Source organism: Planotetraspora kaengkrachanensis, from assembly GCF_016862895.1.
In the GTDB taxonomy this organism is placed as follows: Bacteria; Actinomycetota; Actinomycetes; order Streptosporangiales; family Streptosporangiaceae; genus Planotetraspora; species Planotetraspora kaengkrachanensis.
Genome location: NZ_BONV01000032.1, coordinates 109,369 through 132,234 on the forward strand (window position 1 = coordinate 109,369; position 22,866 = coordinate 132,234).

A 22,866-nucleotide genomic window follows, 5' to 3' on the forward strand; every position below is an offset into this window, starting at 1 on the left:
CTTCCTTAGGTTAGGCAGGCCTTAACTCTAGCCCGGCACGGTCTTGTGTAGTTAGGTAACCCTTACCTTAGTATGTCGGGCGGTCGCGGCTTGCCGTGTCCCGTTCTGTTGAGATTGGGAGGCTTGGTCACCTGTGTCCGGTAAGGCAGAAGTCACTGAGGAAGCGACGGCGTATTGGCACAGGCGGCTCTCGCCGCTCCCGCAGGAATCGGCTCTTCCGGCGGACCTTCCGTACGGGCTGGACGACACGGGGGAACGCGACACGCGTGAACTGGCGCTCGACGCCGGGGCCGGCGTCCCCGAGCCGGAGTTGCTCGCCGCGTACGTCACGTTGCTGCACAGGTACGGCGGGGTGGAAGACGTCACCGTGGGGTTCGACGGGCTGCCGCTGCGCGTCGCGGTGAGCGGCGGCACGAGCTTCGGCGAGCTCACGCGGACGGTGGACGCCGCCGTCGCCGAGGCGCGTGCCCACCGGCTGCCGCTCGCCGCGCTGGCCGGCACGTTGCGGCCCGAGCCCACACGCGGCGGCGGGGTCTTCTTCAACACGGCGTTCGCCATCGGCCCCGCCGGGGAGCCCGGTGCCGAGCCCGTCCCGGACGAGAGCGTGGGGTCGCTGGACCTGGTCCTGCGCGTCGTGGACGGGCGGGCGCGGGTGACCTACCGGCCCGACCTCTTCCTGGCCGAGACCGCCGAGCGGCTTCTCGGCCACTACGCGGCCCTGCTGTCCGGCGGCCTCGCCGACACGGACGCCCCCATCGGCGCGCTGGAGATGCTGGGCGGCGGTGAACTCCACCGGATCCTCGTGGAGTGGAACGCCACCGATCACTCCGTGCCTTCGCTGACCTGGCCCGAGCTGTTCGCCGAGCAGGTCAGGCTGCGCCCGGACGCCGTCGCGCTGGTCTTCGAGGACACCCGGCTGACCTATGCGGAATTGGACGAGCGGGCCAACCGGCTCGCGCACGCGCTGATCGCCCGCGGCGCGGGACCCGAGCGCGTGGTCGCGCTGGCCGTGCCGCGCTCAGCCGAGCTCATCGTGGCCGAGGTGGCGGTGCTGAAGTCCGGCGCCGCCTACCTGCCGATCGACACCGACTACCCGGCCGGCCGCATCGGCTACATGCTGGCCGACGCCGCGCCCACCTGCCTGGTGGCCGTCGCGGAGACCACCGCCGACCTCCCCGTGCGCGACGACATGGAGGTGCTGGTCCTCGACGCGCCGCGGGTCGTCGAGGAACTCGCGGCACGGCCGGGCCACGATCCCGGCGAGGCCGACCGCGGGCTGCTCTCGCTCCGCCACCCGGCCTATGTGATCTACACCTCGGGCTCGACCGGCCGTCCCAAGGGCGTCGTCCTGTCGCACAGCGGCGTCGCCAAGCTCGTCGCGACCCAGAGCGAGCGCTTCGGCGTCGGGCCGGACAGCCGGGTCCTCCAGTTCGCCTCACCGAGCTTCGACGTGGCCTTCTGGGATCTGTGCCTCGGCCTGCTGTCGGGCGGCCGGCTCGTCGTCGTCCCCGCCGAGCGCCGCGTGCCCGGCGCGCCGCTGGCCGACTACGCGAACGCCAACGGCGTCACCTTCATGATCCTTCCGCCCGCGCTGCTCGCCGCCATGCCGGACGACGTCGAACTGCCGCCGTCCGCCACGCTGCTCGCCGGCACGGAACGCGTCTCGCCCGAACTGGTCGCCCGTTACGCGCGCGGCCGCATGATGTTCAACGCGTACGGGCCGACCGAGGCGACCACCAACTCCACGCTGGGACTGTGCGACCCGGACATTCCGTCCGGCTCCCTCGTGCCGATCGGCGGCCCCGACCCGGGCACCCGCGCCTACGTCCTTGACGCCCGGCTCGGCCCGGTCCCCGTGGGAGTCGCGGGGGAGCTCTATCTCGGCGGCGCCGGGCTCGCGCGCGGCTACCTCGGCCGGCCCGACCTGACCGCAGAGCGGTTCGTCGCCGACCCCTTCGGGCCGCCCGGCGAGCGGTTGTACCGCACGGGCGACCTGGTGCGCTGGAAGGCCGACGGACGCCTGGAGTTCCTCGGCCGGGCCGACGCGCAGGTGAAGATCCGCGGTTTCCGCATCGAGCCCGGGGAGATCGAGTCCGCCCTGCGGCGGCATCCCGCCGTCGCACAGGCAGCGGTCGTCGTGCGCGAGGACAGGCCCGGAGACCGGAGGCTCGCGGCGTACGTCGTGCCCTCACTGGACGCGTCGGCGGCGGGCGAGACCGACCGGGTCGGGGAGTGGAAGGACCTCCACGAGCTTCTCTACGCCGCCGCGGGATCGGACGGTTTCCGCGAGAACTTCGCGGGCTGGAACAGCATGTACGACGGCCTGCCCATCCCGCTGGAGGAGATGCGCGAATGGCGTGAAGCCACCGTCGAGCGCATCTGCGCGGAGCGGCCGCGCAGGGTGCTGGAGATCGGCGTCGGCAGCGGGCTCGTCCTGTCCCGCGTCGCCCCGGACTGCGAGGCGTACTGGGGCACCGACCTGTCCGGGGAGGCGGTGCGCGCCCTCCGCGCCCAGGTCGACGCCCTACCCGGCCTCGCGGGACGGGTCGAGCTTCTGACCAGGCCCGCGCACGACGTCGAGGGCCTGCCCCAGGGGTTCTTCGACACCGTCGTCGTCAACTCGGTCGCCCAGTACTTCCCGAGCGCCGCCTACCTCACCGACGTGCTGGGCAAGGCCGCGACGCTGCTGGCGCCCGGCGGGCGGCTCTTCGTCGGCGACGTGCGCAACCTGCGCCTGCTCCGGTGCCTGCGCGCGGCCGTCGAGACCGGGCGCGGGACCGACCCCGGCGACAAGCAGGCGCTGCGCGCCGCCGTCGACAGGTCCGTGACATGGGAGGGCGAGCTACTGCTCGACCCCGGCTACTTCGCGGCGCTGGAGGGTTTCGAGGCCGACATCCGCGTCAAGCGCGGCTCCCACCACAACGAGCTCACCCGCTACCGGTACGACGTCGTGTTGCGTAGGCGGGCGGACGCCTCCGCCGGCGACGATCACGCGCCGGGCGCCGGGGGCGCGCCGGGAGCAGGGGACGAGCCCGCGCCCGATGCCGTGCCGTACGGCGAGCAGGAGGTGCGGTGGGCCGACCTCGGAGGCATGAAGGCGCTCGGCGCCCTCCTCGCCGCCCGCGCCGCCGAGGGCGGGCCCGTTTCCGACGAGGTGGCCTTCGCGGGCGGACGTCCGGCCTCCCGGCTGCGGGTCACCGGCATGCCCAACGCCCGGCTCTCCGGCGACCTTGCGGCACTGGACGCCCTCGGCGACGGCAGCCGCCCGGCCGCGCCGGCGGACGCCGTCGACCCCGAGGCCGTGCACATGCTCGCCGCCCGCCACGGCCACCGCGTGGCGGTCACCTGGAACGGCCACGCCGACGACGGCGCGCTCGACGCCGTCTTCGTCAGCGGAGACGGTGCCCGCGACGCCGACGCCCGCGGCCACGCCGTCGCGTTCTCCGGACGGCTCTACCGCCCGGCGGCCGGACCCGCGCGGGACCTGCCTGGCGAACCGTCCGGAGAATTCCCGCACGCCAACACGCCCGCGCCGTTCCGGGACGTCGCGGCGCTGATGCGGACCCTGCGCGCGCACGCGGCCGAGTGGCTGCCCGACTACATGGTCCCCTCGGCGTTCGTGCCGCTGGACCGCCTCCCGGTCACGCCGAGCGGCAAGCTCGACGCCGCGGCGCTCCCGGTGCCCGACCACGCGTCGCTCAGCTCCGGCCGCGCTCCCCGCGATCCCCGCGAAGAGCTGTTGTGCACCCTGTACGCCGAGGTGCTCGGACTGCGGTCGGTCTCGATCGACGACGACTTCTTCGCGCTGGGCGGGGACAGCATCGTCGCCATCCAGTTGCTCGGCCGCGCCCGGCAGTCCGGTTTGCGGCTCACTCCGCGGGACGTCTTCCGGTACCGCACGGTCGCCGCCCTCGCCGACAACCACGCCGCGCCGCCCGACCACCCGGACCCGATCGGCACAGGTGACGGCGGCGACGCACGCTCACCGGCCGTGCCGCTGGTACGGCTGGACGAGGCCGACCTGGCCGAACTCCAGCGCGAGCACCCGGTCACAGTGGAGGAGGCGCTGCCGCTCGGCCCCCTGCAGGAGGGCTTCTACTTCCACGCGCTCGTGGACGGCTCCGACCGCGACGCCTACGTCGTCCAGCAGGTGATCGAGCTGTCCGGCCCGGTCGACGGCCCCACCCTGCGCCGCGCGGCACAGCGTCTGCTCGACAGGCACGCGCCGCTGCGCGCCTGCTTCCGCCGGCTCGAGGACGGCCGGCCGGTGCAGATCATCGCGACGGGCCTCGACCTGCCCTGGCGCGAGGTCGACCTGTCGGCCCACGACCCTCAGGCGCGTCAGGAGGAGGCGGAGTCCGTCGCGGCCGCCGAACGCGCCGCCCGCTTCGACCTGGCCCGGCCGCCGCTGCTGAGGTGCGCGCTGGTGCGCCTCACCGGCGAGCGCAGCCACCTCGTGCTGACCTTCCACCACATCGTGGCCGACGGCTGGTCGCTGCCGGTGCTGCACCGGGAGCTGATGGCCTTCTACGGCGACGACCCCGCGCCGCTGCCCGGTCCCGCCCCGTACCGGGAATACCTCCGGCAGCTGTCCACGGCCGACCGCGACGCCGCCCGCGACGCGTGGCGCTTCGCGCTCGCCGGGCTCGACGAGCCGACGCGCCTGGTCGACGCCCCCGCGGCAGACGCTCCGCTGTTGCCGGGTCAGGTGCGCGTCGAGCTCCCCGAGCACGTGACCGCCCGGCTCTCCGCCCGGGCGAGGGAGCAGGGCGTCACGCTGAGCGCGGCCGTGCAGACCGCCTGGGGGCTGCTCCTCGGACGGCTGACCGGCCGCCAGGACGTGGTCTTCGGCACGACCGTCTCCGGACGCGACGTGCGGCTCGACGGCATCGAGTCGATGGCCGGGCTGTTCATCAACACGCTGCCGACGCGCTTCCAGTGGACCCCGTCGGACACCCTCGCCGGGCTCATGGGCCGGTTCCAGGACGAGCAGGCCCAGTTGCTCGGGCATCAGCACCTCGGCCTCGCGGAGATCCAGCGGATCGCCGGGCTCTCAGGCGTCGGCGAGCTCTTCGACACCCTGCTCGTCTTCGAGAACTATCCCGCGGGCGACGGCCTGACCGACCCCACCGGCACGGTGGAGATCGTCGGCCACGAGTTCCACGACGCCGTCCATTACCCGCTCGCCCTCATCGTGAAGCCGGGACGCCGGCTCGATCTGCGGCTGAAGCATCACGCGCAGCGGCTGGACGGCCAGGCCGTCCGGCGGATCGCCGCCAGGCTCACCCGGATCCTCGTCGCCATGGCCGACGACCCCGCCCTGCCCGCCGCCCGCATCGAACTGCTCTCCTCCGGCGAGCAGGCCCGCGCCCGGATCACGGGGGAGGTCAGGGACGTCCCCGCGACCACACTGGCCGCGGCCTTCGAGGCGCAGGCCGCCCGCACGCCCCAGGCGACCGCCGTCGTCTACGAAGGCGCGAGCCTCACCTACGAGGAGCTGGACGCGCGCGCCGGGGAGCTGGCCCGGCGTCTTCGCGCGCGCGGCGCGGGCCCGGAGAAGGTCGTCGCCGTCGCCGTCCCCCGCTCGGCCGAGCTGATGGTGGCGCTGCTCGGCGTGCTCAAGTCCGGCGCCGCCTACCTGCCGGTCGACGTCGACTACCCGGCCGACCGCGTCGCGTACATGCTCGCCGACTCGGGGGCCTCGACGGTGGTGACCACGGCCGCGACGGCTCCGCGCCTGCCCGCGGCCGATGGGCTCACCCCGCTGGTCCTCGACGCGCCGCCCGGCCGGGACGGCGACACGGGCGACCCGGGGGCCTTCGGTGAGGGCGTGGGCGCGGGGCCGGACGACGCGGCGTACCTGATCTACACCTCCGGCTCGACCGGGCGGCCGAAGGGCGTGGTCGTCACCCACCGGGCGATCGTCAACCGGCTGGCCTGGATGCAGGGCGCGTACGGCCTGCGGGCCGACGACCGGGTGCTGCAGAAGACGCCGTCCAGCTTCGACGTGAGCGTCTGGGAGTTCTTCTGGGCGTTGTGCGAGGGCGCGGCCGTCGTCCTCGCCCGGCCGGACGGGCACCGCGATCCCGCCTACCTCGCGGACCTCATCCGCGAGCAGCGGATCACCACGATGCACTTCGTCCCGTCGATGCTCGAGGCCTTCCTCCAGGCCGAGGAGATCACCGGCGACACCTCCTGGGCCGCCACCCTGCGCCGCGTCTTCAGCAGCGGCGAGGCGCTGTCCACTGCCGCGGCCGCGCGGTGGCGGGAGCTGACCGGCGCGCCGCTGCACAATCTGTACGGTCCCACCGAGGCCGCCGTCGACGTCACCTTCCACGCCTGCGACGAGTCCGCGCCCGGCGACGGCCCCGGCGTCCCGATCGGCCGCCCGGTGTGGAACACCGGACTGCTCGTGCTGGACGCGTGTCTGCGCCCGGTCCCCGCCGGAGTCCCCGGTGAGCTCTATCTGACCGGGGTGCAGCTCGCCCGGGGTTACCACGCCCGGTCCGGTCTCACGGCGGAGCGGTTCGTCGCCGACCCGTACGGGCCGCCCGGCACGCGGATGTACCGCACGGGAGACCTGGTGCGGCGGGACGAGGACGGTGTCGTCACCTATCTGGGCCGCACCGACCGGCAGGTGAAGCTGCGCGGCAACCGCATCGAGCTCGGCGAGATCGAGGCCGCGCTGGTCCGTCTGCCCGCCGTCGCCCAGGCGGCGGTGGCCGTCCTCGGCTCCCGGCTCGTCGCCTACGTCGTGGCCGCCCCGGGTTCTCCTGACGCGGCGTCCGCCGAGCCGGCCTCGTTGCGTGCGGCCCTCACGGGCGCGCTGCCCGCCCCGATGGTGCCCGAGGCGTACGTCGTGCTCGAGGCGCTTCCGCTGACGCCGAGCGGCAAGCTGGACCGCGCGGCCCTTCCCGCGCCGGAGACGGCGCGCGTGCCGTCGCGCGGCCCGCGCGACGAGCGCGAGCGGACCCTCACGGAGATCTTCGCCGCCGTCCTGCGGCTGGAGGCCGGCGCGGACGACGACTTCTTCCTGCTGGGCGGCGACAGCATCAGCTCGATCGGCGTCTCGAGCAGGGCACGCCGCGCGGGCCTCGACCTGAGCCCCCGCGACGTCTTCGAACACCGTACGCCCGCGGCGCTCGCGGCCGCGGCCCTGGAGTCCGCCTCCGCCACCGGTCCGGGTGTGGCGCCGGGCGGGCGGGTCCCGGCCCTGTCGCTCACGGACGAGGAGACGCGCCGCGTCCACCGGCTCAGTCCCGGCGGGGCCGAGGCCGTGTGGCCGCTCGCCCCGCTGCAGGAAGGCCTGTTCTTCCACTCGACATACGACGACGGCGCGCTCGACGTCTACACCGTCCACGAGTCCTTCGACTTCGCGCGCCGCGTCGACGCGGAACGGCTGCGCACCGCGACGCGGGCGCTGCTGGCCCGCAACCCCGGCCTGCGCGCCGGATTCACCAGCGACGGGCTACGCCAGCCGGTGCAGTTCATCGTCCGCGATCCGGAGATCCCGCTCGAGGAGGCCGACCTGACCGGTCTGCCGGCCGGCGAACAGGACGCGCGGCTGCGCGACCTCATGGACGCCGAGCGGACCCGCAGGTTCGACCTCGCCCGGCCGCTGTTGTTCCGCATGCTGCTCGTCCGCCTCGGCGACCGCGGCGACCGTCTCATCATCGGCAGGCACCTGCTGCTCTGGGACGGCTGGTCGGCCTGGGTGTTCCTCGACCAGCTCTTCCGGTTGTACGAGACGGGCGGCGACGACACCGGGCTGCCGGACCCCGGTTCGTACCGCGACTACCTGACGTGGCTGGACGACCAGGACACCGCGGTCGCCGCGCGGGCCTGGCGGGCCGCCCTGGCAGGCCTGGACGAGCCCACCCTGCTCGCCGCCGCCGACCAGGGGCTGGAACCGGTCGTCCCCGAGAGCCTCGACGTCGTCCTGCCCGCCGACGTCACCGGGCGCCTGCGGGACACCGCCCGCCGGCACGGCCTGACCATGAACACGGTCCTGACGACCGCCTGGGGACTGACCCTCGCGAGCGCCACCGGCCGCACGGACGTCGTCTTCGGCACGACCGTCGCCGGGCGGCCCAGCGAGGTGCCGTACGTCGAGAACGTCATCGGCATGTTCCTCAACACCGTCCCCGCCCGCATCGCGTACGACCCCGCGGAACGGGTGCCCGACCTGCTGCGACGCGTGCAGGACGAGCGCCTGGCCCTGATGCCGTACGAATACCTGGGCCTCGGCGTCGTGCAGGCGGAGACCGGGCGCCGGCGGCTGTTCGACACCCTCTTCGTGCTCCGCAACAGCGACACCGAGGAACGGCTCGCTGAGCTGTCCGAGCGCCACGGCGCCACCGCCGTCGCGAACGTCGACGCCACGCACTATCCGGTCAACCTCGTCGTCACGCCGGGGGAGCGCATCCGGGTCACCCTCGCGCACCGTCCCGACATCGTGGGCGGGCCCCGCGCGCAGGCGCTGCTCGACCGCTTCACGCTCCTGCTCGAGCGGCTCGCCGCCGGCCTGGACGCGCCCGCCGGCCGCCTCGACCCGCTGCTCCCCGCCGAGCACGCGGCCCTGGAGGAGGAACGCGCCTCCGGGCGCGTCGCCGCACCCGAGGAGACGATCGCCGACCTGCTCGCCGGGCAGGCGGCCCGCACGCCCGGGGCCACCGCGCTCGTCTTCGGCGAGCGGAGCGTCACCTACGCCGAACTCGACGCGCGCATCAACCGCATGACCCGGCTGCTGCTCGCACGCGGGGCCGGGCCGGAGCAGGTCGTCGCGCTCGGCCTGCCCCGTTCGATCGACATGGTCGTCGCGCTGTTCGCGGTGCTGCGCGCGGGGGCCGCCTACCTTCCGCTGGAGCTGGACCACCCCGACGACCGGCTCGCCGGAATGCTCGACGACGCACGTCCGCTGCTGCTGGTGTCCACCGCGGCCGTCTCCACGCGGTTCGCGGACGCCGTGCCCGGCGTGCCGCGCGTCCTGCTCGACGACGCGGCCCTGGCGGGCGAACTCGACGCCCTTCCCTCCGGCCCGGTGACCGAGGCGGACCGGCCGCGCTTCAGCCTGGAGCACCCCGCGTACGTCATCTACACGTCCGGGTCGACGGGACGGCCGAAGGGCGTCGTCACGCCCTACCGCGGCCTGACCAACATGCACCTCAACCATCAGAAGGAGATCTTCGCCCCGGCCGTCGCGTCGGCCGGCGGCCGCAGGCTGCGCATCGCGCACACGGTCTCCTTCGCGTTCGACATGTCGTGGGAGGAGCTGCTCTGGCTGGTCGAGGGGCACGAGGTGCACGTCTGCGACGAGGAACTGCGGCGTGACGCCGAAGCGCTGGTCGCCTACTGCGAGGCCAACCGCGTCGACGTCGTCAACGTCACCCCGACCTACGCCCACCTGCTGATCGAGGAGGGCCTGCTGGAGGGGCACCGCCCGCCGCTGGTGCTGCTCGGCGGCGAGGCGGTCTCCGAGACGGTCTGGAGCCGGCTCCGCGACACCGAGGGCACTTACGGCTACAACCTGTACGGCCCGACCGAGTACACCATCAACACGCTCGGCGGCGGCACCGGCGACAGCGAGACGCCCACGGTCGGCCGCGCCATCCGCGGCACCCGGGCGCACATCCTGGACGCGTGGCTGCGCCCGGTGCCCGAGGGGGTCCCCGGCGAGCTGTACATCGCGGGGATCGGCCTGGCCCGGGGCTACCTGCGCAGGCCCGCCCTGACGGCCGAGCGGTTCGTCGCCGACCCGTACGGCGAGCCGGGGGAGCGCATGTACCGCACCGGAGACCTGGTGCGGCGGCGTGCCGACGGCAACCTGGACTTCCTCGGCCGCACCGACGACCAGATGAAGATCCGCGGATACCGCGTCGAGCTGGGCGAGATCGAGACCGCGCTCTCCCAGCACCCCCAGGTCGCGCAGGCGGCCGTCATCGCCCGCCCCGACCCGTCCGTGCCCGGCACGCAGCGCCTCGTCGGCTACGTCGTGCCCGCCGAGGCGAGCGCGGAGGAGCGGTCGGCCGCCGAGCGGGACCAGATCGGGGAGTGGCGGGAGATCTACTCCGACGAGTACGAGCAGATCGGCACCGCGGTCTTCACCGAGGACTTCGCGGGCTGGGACAGCAGCTACGACGGGCGCCCGATCCCCGTCGAGCACATGCGGGAGTGGCGCGAGCAGACCGTCGCCCGCATCCAGGAGCTGCGCCCGCGCCGCATCCTCGAGATCGGAGTCGGCTCCGGGCTGCTGCTGTCCCGGCTGGCGCCCGGCGCGGAGGCGTACTGGGCGACGGACTTCGCAGAACCCGTCATCCGCAAGATCGGCGAGGACCTGCGCCGCGATCCCGAGCTGGCCGCCAAGGTCGAGTTGAGGTGCCTGCCCGCCCACGTGACGGACGGCCTGCCCGCGGGATGGTTCGACACGATCGTCATCAACTCCGTCATCCAGTACTTCCCGAGCGCCGACCACCTCACCGAGGTCGTCCGCGGCGCCATGGAACTGCTCGCGCCGGACGGTGTGCTCTTCGTCGGCGACGTGCGCGACCTGCGGCGGGCGCGGGCGTTCCACACCGCGGTCAGGCTCACACAGGACGGCGACCAGGCGGACGCGGCGGCCGTCCGCCGTGCCGTCGAGCGCGGCATGCGGCTGGACAAGGAGCTTCTCGTCGATCCCGGCTACTTCGCCTCCCTCGGGTTCGGCGTCGACCTGCGGACCAAGCGGGGGCGCCACCACAACGAGCTGACGCGGCACCGCTACGACGCCGTGCTGTACCGCGAGGACGCCCGGCCGCTCGACCTCGGCGGCGCGCCCGCGGTGGCCTGGCCGGACCTGCCGGACGGCGGTCATGCCGGGCAGCCGGGGCGGACCGGTGGGCTGGCCGACCGCCTCCGCCAGGAGCGGCCGGAGTCGCTGCGCGTGACCGGCGTCCCCGACGCGCGCGTCGCGGGCGAGTTCGCCGCCGTGCGCGCACTCGACGAGGGCGGCGTCCGCCGCGCCCGCGAGGTCCTCGGCGAGACCGTGTACGGCGACGCCGTGGAGCCCGAGGACCTGCACGCGCTCGGGGCGTCGCTCGGCTACCGCGTGCTGACCACGTGGTCGCGCGATCCCGGGGCCTACGACGCCGTGTTCGTGCGCGGCGACGTGCGGCCGGACGCACGTGTGTCGGCCGGGCTGTACGTCCCCGTCGACGGCGCGGCGCCGTACGCCAGCACGCCGTCGACGGCGCGCGGGGCGAGCGGGCTGGTGCGCAGGCTGCGGGAGGACCTGGGCAGGCGGCTGCCCGACTACATGGTCCCTGCCGCCTTCGTGACGCTCGACCGGCTGCCCATGAACGACAACGGCAAGCTGGACGTCAGGGCCCTGCCCGACGCGGAGCCCTCGGTGGCGCTCGGCGGCGGGCGAGGGCCGCGCACCCCGCAGGAGGAGGTGCTCTGCCGGCTGTTCGCCGAGGTGCTCGGCCTGCCGTCCGTCGGCGCGGAGGACGGCTTCTTCGCCCTCGGCGGCCACTCATTGCTTGCCACCCGGCTCGTCAGCCGGGCCAGGACCGAGCTCGGCGCCGAACTGGCGATCCGCGACCTCTTCGAGGCGCCCACGCCCGCCCTGCTGGCCGAGAGGGCGGGAGCGGGCAGGCCCGCCAGGGCCGCCGTCGTTCCGGTGCGGGATCGGCCGGAGCGCGTCCCGCTGTCTGCCGCGCAGCGCCGGTTGTGGCTGGCCGAGCGCATCAGCGGCGGCGACGCGTACCACTTCCCGCTGGTGTTCCGGCCGGCCGGCCCGCTCGACACCGCCGCCCTGCGTGCGGCGCTGCGCGACGTGGCGGCCCGCCACGAGGCGCTGCGCACGGTGTTCGCCGAGGACGACGGCGAGCCGTACCAGCGGATCGTGCCCGCGGACGAGGCGGAGCCCGGTTTCGCCGTCAGCGAGTGCGCGGAAGACGAGCTGGAGGCCCGGATCCGCGACGCGGTGCGGCGCCCGTTCGACCTGGGCGCCGAGCCGCCGCTGCGGGCCGACGTACTCAGGGTCGCGCCCGAGGACCACGTGGTGGCGATCACGCTGCACCACATCACCACCGACGAGTGGTCGGACCGGCCGTTCCTCGCCGACCTGACCGGTGCCTACCTGGCCAGGTCCGCCGGCCTGGCGCCGGAGTGGACGCCGCTGCCTGTGCAGTACGCCGACTACACCCTCTGGCAGCGCCGCCTGCTCAGCGGCCCTGAGGGCCCTGAGGACATGGAACAGCAGGGCGAGAGCGGTGAGGGTGGGCGGCAGCTGGCCTTCTGGACCGGCGCGCTGGACGGGCTGCCGGAGGAGATCCCGCTCCCGCTCGACCGGCCGCGCCCCGCCGAGCCCACCGGCCGGGGCGGGACCGTCCGCGCCGAACTGCCCCCCGAGACCGCCCGCGCGCTGCGCGCGATGTCGGCGGAGACGGGGACCAGCATGTTCATGCTGCTCCAGGCCGCGGTCGCCACGCTGCTGCACCGGATGGGGGCGGGCGACGACATCCCGATCGGCGCCCCCATCGCGGGGCGCACCGACAGCGCGCTCGACGACCTCGTCGGCTTCTTCGTGAACACCCTCGTCCTGCGAGCCGACCTGTCCGGCGGCCCGACGTTCAGGGAGCTGGCCGAACGGGTCAGGAACGCCGACCTCGCGGCCTTCGAGAACCAGGACCTGCCGTTCGAGCGGGTGGTGGAGGCGCTGGGCCCCGTGCGCGTCCCAGGACGCAACCCGTTGTTCCAGGTCATGCTGGGCTACCACTACCGGCCCGACGGAGACCCTGACATGCTCGGGCTGCCGACCGAGTGGCTGCCTGCGCGGATCGAGACCACCAAGTTCGACCTGGACTTCACCTTCGTCGACCACGTGCGGGGCGACCGGATCACCCTCCTGCTGGAGTACGCCGCCGACCGCGCCGACGAGGCGACGGCCCTCGCACTGGTGGAACGCACGATCGCCCTGCTCGGCTTCGTGACCGCCGACCCGGACCTTCCGGTCGGCCGTGTCCCGGTGCTGACGGACGCCGAACGGCGGGCGTCCCTCGGCGCCTGGAACGACACCGCGCGTCCCCTGGAGCGGCGCACGGTCCCCGAACTGTTCGCAGAGGCCGCCCGCGCCCGGCCAGATCAGGTCGCGCTGGTCACCGAGGCGGGCCGGACGACGTTCGCCGAACTGGCGGCGCGGGCCGACGGCCTCGCGCGCCTGCTGCTGCGGCGCGGGGTGACCGCGGAGAGCGTCGTGGGACTGGCCCTTCCCCGATCGGAGATGGTCCCGGCCATCCTCGGCGTGCTCGCGGCGGGCGCGGCCTACCTTCCGCTCGACCCGGCCCACCCGGCCGAGCGGCTCGGCCACATGCTGGCCGACGCCGCTCCGGCGTGCGTGCTCGCCACCGCCGCCACGGCCGCCGCGCTGCCGCACGGCCACGCGCCGATGGTGCTCCTCGACGACCCGTCGTACGCCGCGGAGACCGCGGCACGTCCGGGTGACCGCCCGGCCGCGCCCCCCGGGCCGGACGCCGCCGCCTACGTCATCTACACGTCCGGCTCGACAGGGAGGCCGAAGGGCGTGGTCGGCACCCACCGCGGGCTGAGCAACCTCTACGGCTCCCAGCTTGAGGACCTCATCGAGCCGGCCCGCCGGGCGGCGGGCCGCGACGTGCTGTGTGCCGTGCACTCGGCGTCGTTCAGCTTCGACGCCTCGTGGGAGCCGATGCTCTGGCTGCTGGCCGGGCACGAGCTGCACGTCCTCGGCGAGGCCACGATGACCGACCCGGCCGCGTTGCAGGCCCACCTGGCCGCCGAGCGGGTCGACTTCCTCGACCTCACCCCGACCTACCTGCAGGAGCTGGCCCACCACGGCTTCCTCGACCCGGACCGGTACCGCCCGGGCGTGATGACGATCGGCGGCGAGGCCATGCCGTCCGCCATGTGGCGCACGTTGTGCGAACTGCCCGGCGTCGCTGTCCACGACATGTACGGCCCGACGGAGTTCGCGGTCGACGCGTACGGCCGGCACGGCTCGGATGCGCAGGACGGGCCCGGCCGTCGGGGCGGGAGTGGGACCTGGGCCGCGCCGCTGGCCAACGTCCGCGTCCACGTGCTCGACTCCGCGCTGCGTCCGGTCCCGGCCGGCGTCCCCGGAGAGCTGTACCTGTCCGGCGCCGGCCTCGCCCGCGGCTACCTAGGCCGTCCCACGCTGACCGCCGAGCGGTTCGTCGCCGACCCGTACGGCGGGCCGGGCGAGCGCATGTACCGCACCGGAGACCTGGCACGGCGCCGCGCCGACGGCACCCTGGAATTCCTCGGCCGCGCCGACGACCAGGTCAAACTACGGGGATTCCGGATCGAGCCCGGCGAGATCGAGTCGGTCCTGCGGGCCCATCCCGCCGTGGCCCAGGCGGCCGTGGTGGTCCGTGAGGACACGCCGGGGGCGCAGCGGCTGGTGGCCTACGTCGTCCCGGCGGAGCCGGTGGACCCGGCGTCGCTGCGGGCGCACGCCGCGGCCGCGCTGCCGGAGTACATGGTTCCCGCGGCGTTCGTCGAGCTCGCGGCGCTGCCCCGGTCGATCGGCGGCAAGCTGGACCGCCGGGCCCTTCCCGCGCCGGACCCGGCGGGCGCGCGGGCCGGTCGGCGGCCCCGCGACGCCCGCGAGGAGATCCTGTGCGAGCTGTTCGCCGCCGTGCTCGGGGTGGAGCGCGTCGGGGTCGACGACGACTTCTTCGCGCTCGGCGGCCACTCGCTGCTCGCGATGCGGCTGGTCAGCCGCGTCCGCACGGCGCTGGACGCGGAGATCACCCTGCGCGCGGTGTTCGAGGCGCCCACCGCGGCCCGGCTCGCGGAGCGGCTGCGCGCCGGCGCCGTCCGGTCCGCGGGAGAGCAGACCGGCCCTCGCGCCGGCAGGCCGGCGCCGGCACGGAGGCCGGAGCTCGTGCCGTTGTCGTCCGCCCAGCGGCGGTTGTGGGTGCTGCACCGGCTGGAGGGCCCGGGCGCCACCTACAACATCCCGATGGCGTGGCGGCTGACCGGCCCGCTGGACGTGGACGCCCTGCGGGCCGCGCTCACCGACCTGGTGGCCAGGCACGAGAGCCTGCGGACGGTCATCCGCGAGCGGGACGGCCACGCCCACCAGCACATCCTGGACGCGGCCGAGGCCGGCGTCGTCCCCCTCGTCCGGCACGTGACTGACGAGGACCTCGGGGAGCTGCTGGCCGACGCCGCCGGTCAGGGCTTCGAGCTCGACCGGGAGGCGCCCCTGCGCGCCCACGTGTTCCGGCTCGCCCCGGACGAGCACGTCCTGCTCCTGGTGGTCCACCACATCGCGGGCGACGAGTGGTCGGACCGTCCCCTGTGGCACGACCTCACCACCGCCTACCGGGCCCGGCTCCGCGGCGGGGCGCCGGAATGGCCGCCGCTGCAGCTGCAGTACGCCGACTACGCCCTGTGGCACCGCGACCTGCTCGGAGACGGGGACGACCCGGCGAGCCCGACGGCCCGTCAGCTCTCCTACTGGCTGCGTCAGCTGGACGGCCTGCCGGAGGAGCTCGCGCTCCCCGCCGACCGGCCGCGTCCGCTGGAGGGCGGCCACCGGGGCGGCGCCGTCGCCGTGCCGCTCGGCCAGGAACTCGAGCGCGCCCTGCGCGGGCTGGCTCGCGACCGGGGCGTCAGCATGTTCATGGTCGCCCAGGCGGCCGTCGCGGCACTCCTGCACCGGCTGGGGGCGGGGGACGACGTCCCCCTCGGCTCACCGATCTCCGGGCGCGCCGACGAGAGCCTGGAGAACCTGGTCGGGTTCTTCGTCAACTCGCTGGTCCTCCGTACGGACCTGTCGGGGGCGCCGTCGTTCGGCGACCTGCTGCGGCGGGTGCGGGAGACCGACCTGGCCGCCTACGAGAACCAGGACCTGCCGTTCGAGCGGCTGGTCGAGGCGGTCAACCCGGCCCGTTCGCTGGCCAGGCACCCGCTTTTCCAGGTGATGGTCGTCTACATCGCCGGCGGGGCGCGGACCCCCGACTTCTCCGGGCTCGCCGCCGCTCCCGAACCGCTCGGCCAGGACACCGCGAAGTTCGACCTCAGCTTCGACTTCGTCGAGCGCGGCGACGGCGCGGGGATCGACGGCTGGATCGAATACAGCGCGGACCTGTTCGACCGGGACACGGCCGAGTCGCTCGCGCGGCGCCTCGTCCGCGTGCTGGAGCAGGTCGTGGACGACCCGGACCGCCCGGTGAGCCTGCTGGACGTCCTCGAGGAGGACGAGCGGCAGGCGGTCGTCGAGGAGTGGAACGACACGGCGAACCCGGTCGAGCCGGTCACCCTGCCGGAGCTGTTCCGCGCTCAGGCCGCGCGAACCCCCGGCGCGCTCGCGGTGGTCTTCGAGGACGACCGGCTGACCTACGCGGAGCTGGACGAACGCGTCGAGCGCCTCGCCCGGACCCTCGCGGGCATGGGCGCGGGGCCGGAAGGCGTCGTGGCCGTGGCGCTGCCGCGCTCGGCCGACCTGGTGACGGCCCTGCTCGCCGTGCACCGGGCCGGCGCGGCGTACCTGCCGCTCGACGCGGGCTACCCGCCGGAGCGGGTCGCGCTGATGCTCCAGGACGCCCGGCCGGTCCACGTGATCGACGGACAGCTGCCCGACGGACCGGCGGGCGACCTGCCGGACCGGTACGACCCCCGCCACCCGGCGTACGTGATCTACACCTCGGGCTCGACCGGCCGCCCGAAGGGTGTGGTCGTGCCGCACGAGGGCATCGTCAACCGGCTTGTGTGGATGCAGGAGGCGTACGGGCTGACCCCCGGCGACCGGGTGCTGCAGAAGACGCCGTCGAGCTTCGACGTGTCGGTCTGGGAGTTCTTCTGGCCGCTGATCACCGGAGCCGCGCTGGTGGTGGCCAGGCCCGAGGGGCACCGCGACCCGGCGTACCTGGCCGGGCTGATGCAGGACGAGGAGGTCACCACGGCCCACTTCGTGCCCTCGATGCTCCACGCGTTCCTCGACGAGCCGCGCGCGGCCGGATGCTCCTCGCTCCGGCAGGTCATGTGCAGCGGCGAGGCGCTGCCCGCGGAGCTCGCCGCCCGCTTCCACACGGTGCTCGGGGCCGAACTGCACAATCTGTACGGCCCGACCGAGGCATCCGTGGACGTCACGGCGGTCCGGGTCGAGCCGGGAGCGCGGACCGTGCCGATCGGGCGCCCGGTCTGGAACACCCGGGCCTACGTCCTGGACGCCGCGCTGCGCCCGGTGCCGCCGGGAACCCCCGGAGAGCTGTACCTGGCGGGCGTCCAGCTCGCACGGGGCTACCTGGACCGTCCCGGGCTGACCGCCGAGCGCTTCGTCGCCGACCCGCACGCCCGCGTGCCCGGCGCACGGATGTACCGGACGGGCGACCTCGCGCGGTGGACCCGTGACGGGTCGCTGGAGTTCCTCGGCCGCGCGGACGACCAGGTGAAGATCCGTGGATTCCGGATCGAGCCCGGGGAGATCGAGGCCGTGCTTTCCCGGCACGAGGCGGTGGGACAGGTGTCGGTGATCGCCCACGACCGGCGGCTGATCGCCTACGTGGTCCCCGCCCCCGGCCACGATGCCGCGGCCGTCCTGCGCGACCACGCCGCGGCGGCGCTGCCCGAGTACATGGTTCCCGCGGCCTTCGTCACGATCGGAGCCCTGCCGCTCACCCCGAACGGCAAGCTCGACCGCAAGGCACTGCCCGCGCCCGACTTCGCCGCCGAGGTGACGGAGACCCGCGCGCGCACTCCGCGAGAGGAAACGGTGTCCACGCTGTTCGCCGCCGTCCTGGGGCTCGAGAGGGTCGGCGTCGATGACGACTTCTTCACCCTCGGCGGGGACAGCATCGTGGCCATGCAGTTCGTCGGCCGCGTCCGCGCCGCCGGGCTGGACATCAGCCCGCGCGACGTGTTCCGGCACAAGACCGCCGCCGCGCTGGCGGCGGTCGCGGGCGACCTCTCCGCGGAATCCGGGCCGTCCGGCGCGGCCGTGCCCGGCCTGAGCGACGAGGAACGGGCGGAACTTCTGTCCACGGGCGTCGCCGAGATCCTTCCGGTGACCCCCCTGCAGGCGGGCCTGCTCTTCCACGCGTCCTTCGACCCCGCGGGCGCGTCGGCGGAGTCCGGCGCCCCACCCGCACCCGACGTCTACACCGTGCAGGTGTCCTACGACATCGAGGGCCCGCTCGACGCCGCCAGGCTGCGCGCGGCCGCGCAGGCGCTGCTCGACCGGCACGGTCACCTGCGCGCCGGCTTCAGGTACCTGTCGAGCGGACGGCCCGTCGCGGTCGTGCCGCGCACCGCGGAGCTGCCGTGGCGGCAGGTCGACCTGCCGGGGCCGGACGGGGCGGACAAGGAGGAGCGCTGGGCCGGCTACCTGGAGCAGGAGCGGCGGCGGTTCGACCCCGCCCGTCCTCCGCTGCTGCGGCTGCTGCTGGCGAGCGAAGGCCCCGGACGTCACCGGCTGCTCCTGTCGCACCAGCACCTCCTGCTGGACGGCTGGTCGGTGCCCCTGCTGATGGCGGAGCTTTCGGCGTTCTACGCCACGGGCGGCGACGCCTCCGGGCTGCCCGCGCCGGTGCCGTACGGCGCGTACCTGTCCTGGCTGGCACGGCAGGACGCCGACGCGTCCGCCGCGGCCTGGGACCGGGCGCTTGAGGGGCTGGGGGAGCCGACGCACCTCGTGCCCGCCGACCCCGACCGCGCCCCGGCCCTGCCGAGGACGCACACCGTCCGCCTGCCCGGCGGGCTCACCGGGGAGCTGACGGCGCTGGCCCGTTCGCGTGGCCTGACCGTCAACACCCTGGTGCAGGGCGCGTGGGGCATCCTGCTGTCGCGGCTCACCGGCCGCGGCGACGTGGTCTTCGGCGCCACCGTCTCCGGACGTCCTCCGGAGCTGGACGGCGTCGAGTCGATGATCGGCCTGTTCATCAACACGATCCCGGTCCGCGTGCGGATCGACGAGCGGGAGCCGCTGTCGGCGTTCCTCTCCCGGCTGCAGGCCGAGCAGGCCGAGCTCATCGCCCACCAGCACCGGGGTCTGGCCGACATCCAGCGCCGGGCCGGGATGGGCGACCTGTTCGACACCCTCGTCGTGTTCGAGTCGTACCCGGTGGCCGACGACGGGGGGCTCGGCGCGGGGGAGGGCCTGCGCACCGCCGTCCGGGACCATCAGGACTCCACCCACTACCCGTTCGCGTGGGCGGTCGAGCCCGACGGCGACCTCGTCCTCACCGCCGAGTACCGGCCCGACCTGTTCGACGACCGCGCGGCCGAGCGGATGGCCGCGTCGATGGTGCGCGTGCTCGCGACGATGGCCGCCGACCCCGGGCTGCCGGTCGGGCGGGTGGACGTGCTGTCCGAGCGGGACCGCCACGACGTCCTGCACGGATGGAACGACACCGCGCTCCCCGCGACCCCGGGCGAGCCGGACACCGTCACCGGCCTGTTCGAGGCTCAGGCCGCCGCCTCTCCGGACGTCGTCGCCGTGGTGTCGGGCGTGGTGTCGGGCGTGGTGTCGGGCGCGGTGTCCGGCACCGGGACCGGTGCGGTGAGCTGGACGTTCGCCGAGCTGAACGACCGGGTCAACCGGCTGGCCCGGCTGCTTGCCGCGAGCGGCGCGGGACCTGAGCGGATCGTCGCGCTCGCCCTCCCGAGGTCGGCCGACTTCCTGATGGCGATCCTCGCCGTGCAGAAGGCCGGCGCCGCGTACCTGCCCGTCGAGACCGGCCAGCCCGCCGAGCGGACGCGCGACATGCTCGAGGACGCCGGGCCCGTCCTGGTCGTGACCACCTCGGACCTCGCCGGCGACCTGCCGGACGGGGAGGCGCCGCGGCTCCTCCTCGACGATCCCGGGACCGTCGCGACCCTCGCCGTCCTTCCCGGAGGCGATCTGCGCACCGGCCCCCACCCCGACGACCCGGCGTACGTGATCTACACGTCGGGCTCGACCGGCCGGCCCAAGGGCGTGGTGGTCTGCCACCGCAGCGTGGTCAACCTCTTCCGCAGCCACCGGGCGACGTTGCACGACCCCGCGAAGCGGGCGGCGGGCCGGCGTCATCTGCGGGTCGGGCACGCGTGGTCGTTCGCCTTCGACGCCTCATGGCAGCCGCAGCTGTGGCTGCTCGACGGGCACACGCTGTACATCGCCGACGACGAGACGCGGCGCGACCCCGAGCTGCTCGGCGCGGCCATCCGCGCCGACGCGCTGGACTTCATCGAGGTCACGCCGTCGTTCCTGGCGCAGATGGCCGACGCCGGGCTGATCAGGGACGGTGAGTGCCCGCTGACGGTCGTCGGGGTCGGCGGCGAGGCCGTGCCCGACTCGCTCTGGGCCGAACTGGCCGCGCTGCGCTCCACCGAGGCGTACAACCTCTACGGGCCGACCGAGGCCACCGTGGACGCCCTCGTGGCCCGCGTGCGCGACAGCGACCGGCCGCTGGTCGGCCGCCCGGTCGGCAACTCCCGGGCGTACGTGCTGGACTCCGCGCTGTGCCCGGTGGCGCCCGGCGTCACGGGCGAGCTCTACCTCGCGGGCGCGGGACTGGCCAGGGGCTACCTCGGACGGCCCGGCCTGACGGCGGAGCGGTTCGTCGCCGATCCGTACGGCCACGCCTTCGGCGACGCGGGCGGCCGCATGTACCGCACCGGCGACCTGGCGCGCTGGACGGCCGACGGCAGGCTCGACTACGCCGGCCGGGCCGACGACCAGGTGAAGATCCGCGGTTACCGCGTGGAGCTCGCAGAGATCGAGGCGGTGCTGGCGCGTCACCCGGCGGTCGCGCAGGTCGTGGTCGCCGTCCGCGAGGACGGCCCGCGGGCCAGGCGGCTGGTCGGCTACGTGGTACCGGACGGGTCCGCCGTCTCCGCGCAGGATCCGGCGGTCGCCGTCACCGGCCCGGCCGAGCTGCGCGCCCACGTGGCGGCCGCGCTGCCGGAGTACATGGTCCCCGCCGCGGTCGTACTGCTCGACGAACTGCCGCTGCTGCCCAACGGCAAGCTGGACCGCAGGGCGCTGCCCGCGCCCGACTTCGCCCAGATGACGACCGGCGGGCGCCCGGCAGGCGCGGCCGAGGAGGCCCTCGGCGCGGTCGTCGCCGAAGTGCTCGGGCTGGCGGAGGTCGGCGCCGACGACGACTTCTTCACCCTGGGCGGGGACAGCATCCTCGCCATGCAGGTCGTCGGCCGGGCACGCGCGGCGGGCCTGCGGGTCACACCGCGGCAGGTGTTCCAGCACCGGACCGTCGCGGCCCTGGCATCCGTGGCCAGGCCGATCGGACAGGACGGGCGGCAGGCCGTCCACGACGACGACGGCAGGGGCATGGTCCCCCTGACGCCGATCATGCACGCGCTGCGCGAACGGGGCGGGCCGATCAACGCCTATCACCAGGCGGCCCTGCTCCAGACGCCCGCCGGGCTGGACGCGGCGGGACTCACCGCCGTGCTCCAGGCGGTCGCGGACCGGCACGACATGCTGCGCGCCCGGCTGGTCCGTGGCCGGGACCTTCCCGGCGCGGGGGAGCAGGCGCGGGACGCCCGGCAGTGGTCCCTCGAGGTTCCCCCACGGGGTGCGGCCGACGTGGCCCGCTGGCTGAAAACGGTCGACCTGACCGGCGCCGGCACAGGTGGGGCGGCAGCGGAAGGCGAGCGGCTCCGCGCGGCCATCGCCGAGCACGCGAGGCGGGCCCACGCGGGGCTCGACCCCGACGCGGGCGACATGGTGCGCGCCGTCTGGTTCGACCGCGGCGCCGAGCCGGGGCGGCTCCTGCTGCTGATCCACCACCTCGTCGTCGACGGCGTCTCCTGGCGGGTCCTCCTGCCGGATCTGGCCGCCGCCTGGCGGGACGTCGCGCGCGGCGCCCCGGTGGCGCTGCCCCCCGTGGACCTGTCGTTCCTGCGCTGGTCGCGGTTGCTCGCCGAACGGGCGCACGATCCGGCCCGCACGGACGAGCTGTCCCTGTGGAACAGGGTGCTCGCGGGCGCGGCGCCGTTGCCGGCGGCGCGGCCGCTCGACCCCGAGCGGGACGTCGTCGAGACCGAACGGCACCTGGCGTTCACGCTCCCGGCCGACCGGACCGGGCCGTTGCTCGGCCGGGTGCCCGCCGCCTTCGGCGCCACCGTCAACGACGTGCTGCTCACCGCGCTCGCGCTGGCCGTGGCCGACTGGCGCCGCCGCCGCGACGACCGCGGCGAGGGTGCCGCGGGCGACGCCGTGCTGGTCGACCTGGAGGGCCACGGCCGGGAGGAGGAGCTCGCGGGCGGAGCCGACCTGTCACGGACCGTCGGCTGGTTCACCAGCGTCATCCCGGTCCTGCTCGATCCGGGCGTCGCGGACGGCGTGGACCTCGCCGACGCGCTCGCCGGCGGTCCCGCGGTCGACGAGGCGGTGGCCCGGATCGGCACGGCCCTCGCGGCCCTGCCGCACGCCGGGATCGGGCACGGCCTGCTGCGCCACCTCAACCCGGAGACGGCGCCCGGCCTGGCGCGGCTTCCCGAGCCGCAGATCGAGTTCAACTACATGGGCCGGTTCGAGCACCCGGACGCCACCGACTGGTCCTACGCCGCCGAGAGCGACGCCGCGGACCTCGACGCCGACCCCGGCATGCCCCTGTCCCACGCGCTGACCGTCAACGCGCTGACCGAGGACCGCCCCGGCGGTCCCGAGCTGACCGCGCACTGGTCGTACGCGTCGCGGATCCTCACCGAGGAGGCCGTGGCCGACCTGGCGGAGACCTGGCTGCGTGCCCTGGCGGCGATCGTGGACCGCGCCGCGGAACTGGAGGCCGGCCGTCGCCAGAGCCGGCGTAACCCATGAGCCGACCCTCCGTCCGCAGACCCCCACCGTCCCGATGACCGTGAACGACCCGAATAGAA

1 protein-coding gene is annotated in these 22,866 nt (G+C 74.8%); it reads left to right on the forward strand.

From position 1 onward, the window contains the following. The first annotated feature begins 133 nt into the window (after positions 1-133). Entirely contained in the window at positions 134-22,807 is a 22,674-nt protein-coding gene (locus tag Pka01_RS28970) for a non-ribosomal peptide synthase/polyketide synthase (protein ID WP_203886079.1), read from the forward strand. Positions 22,808-22,866: the final 59 nt, after the last annotated feature.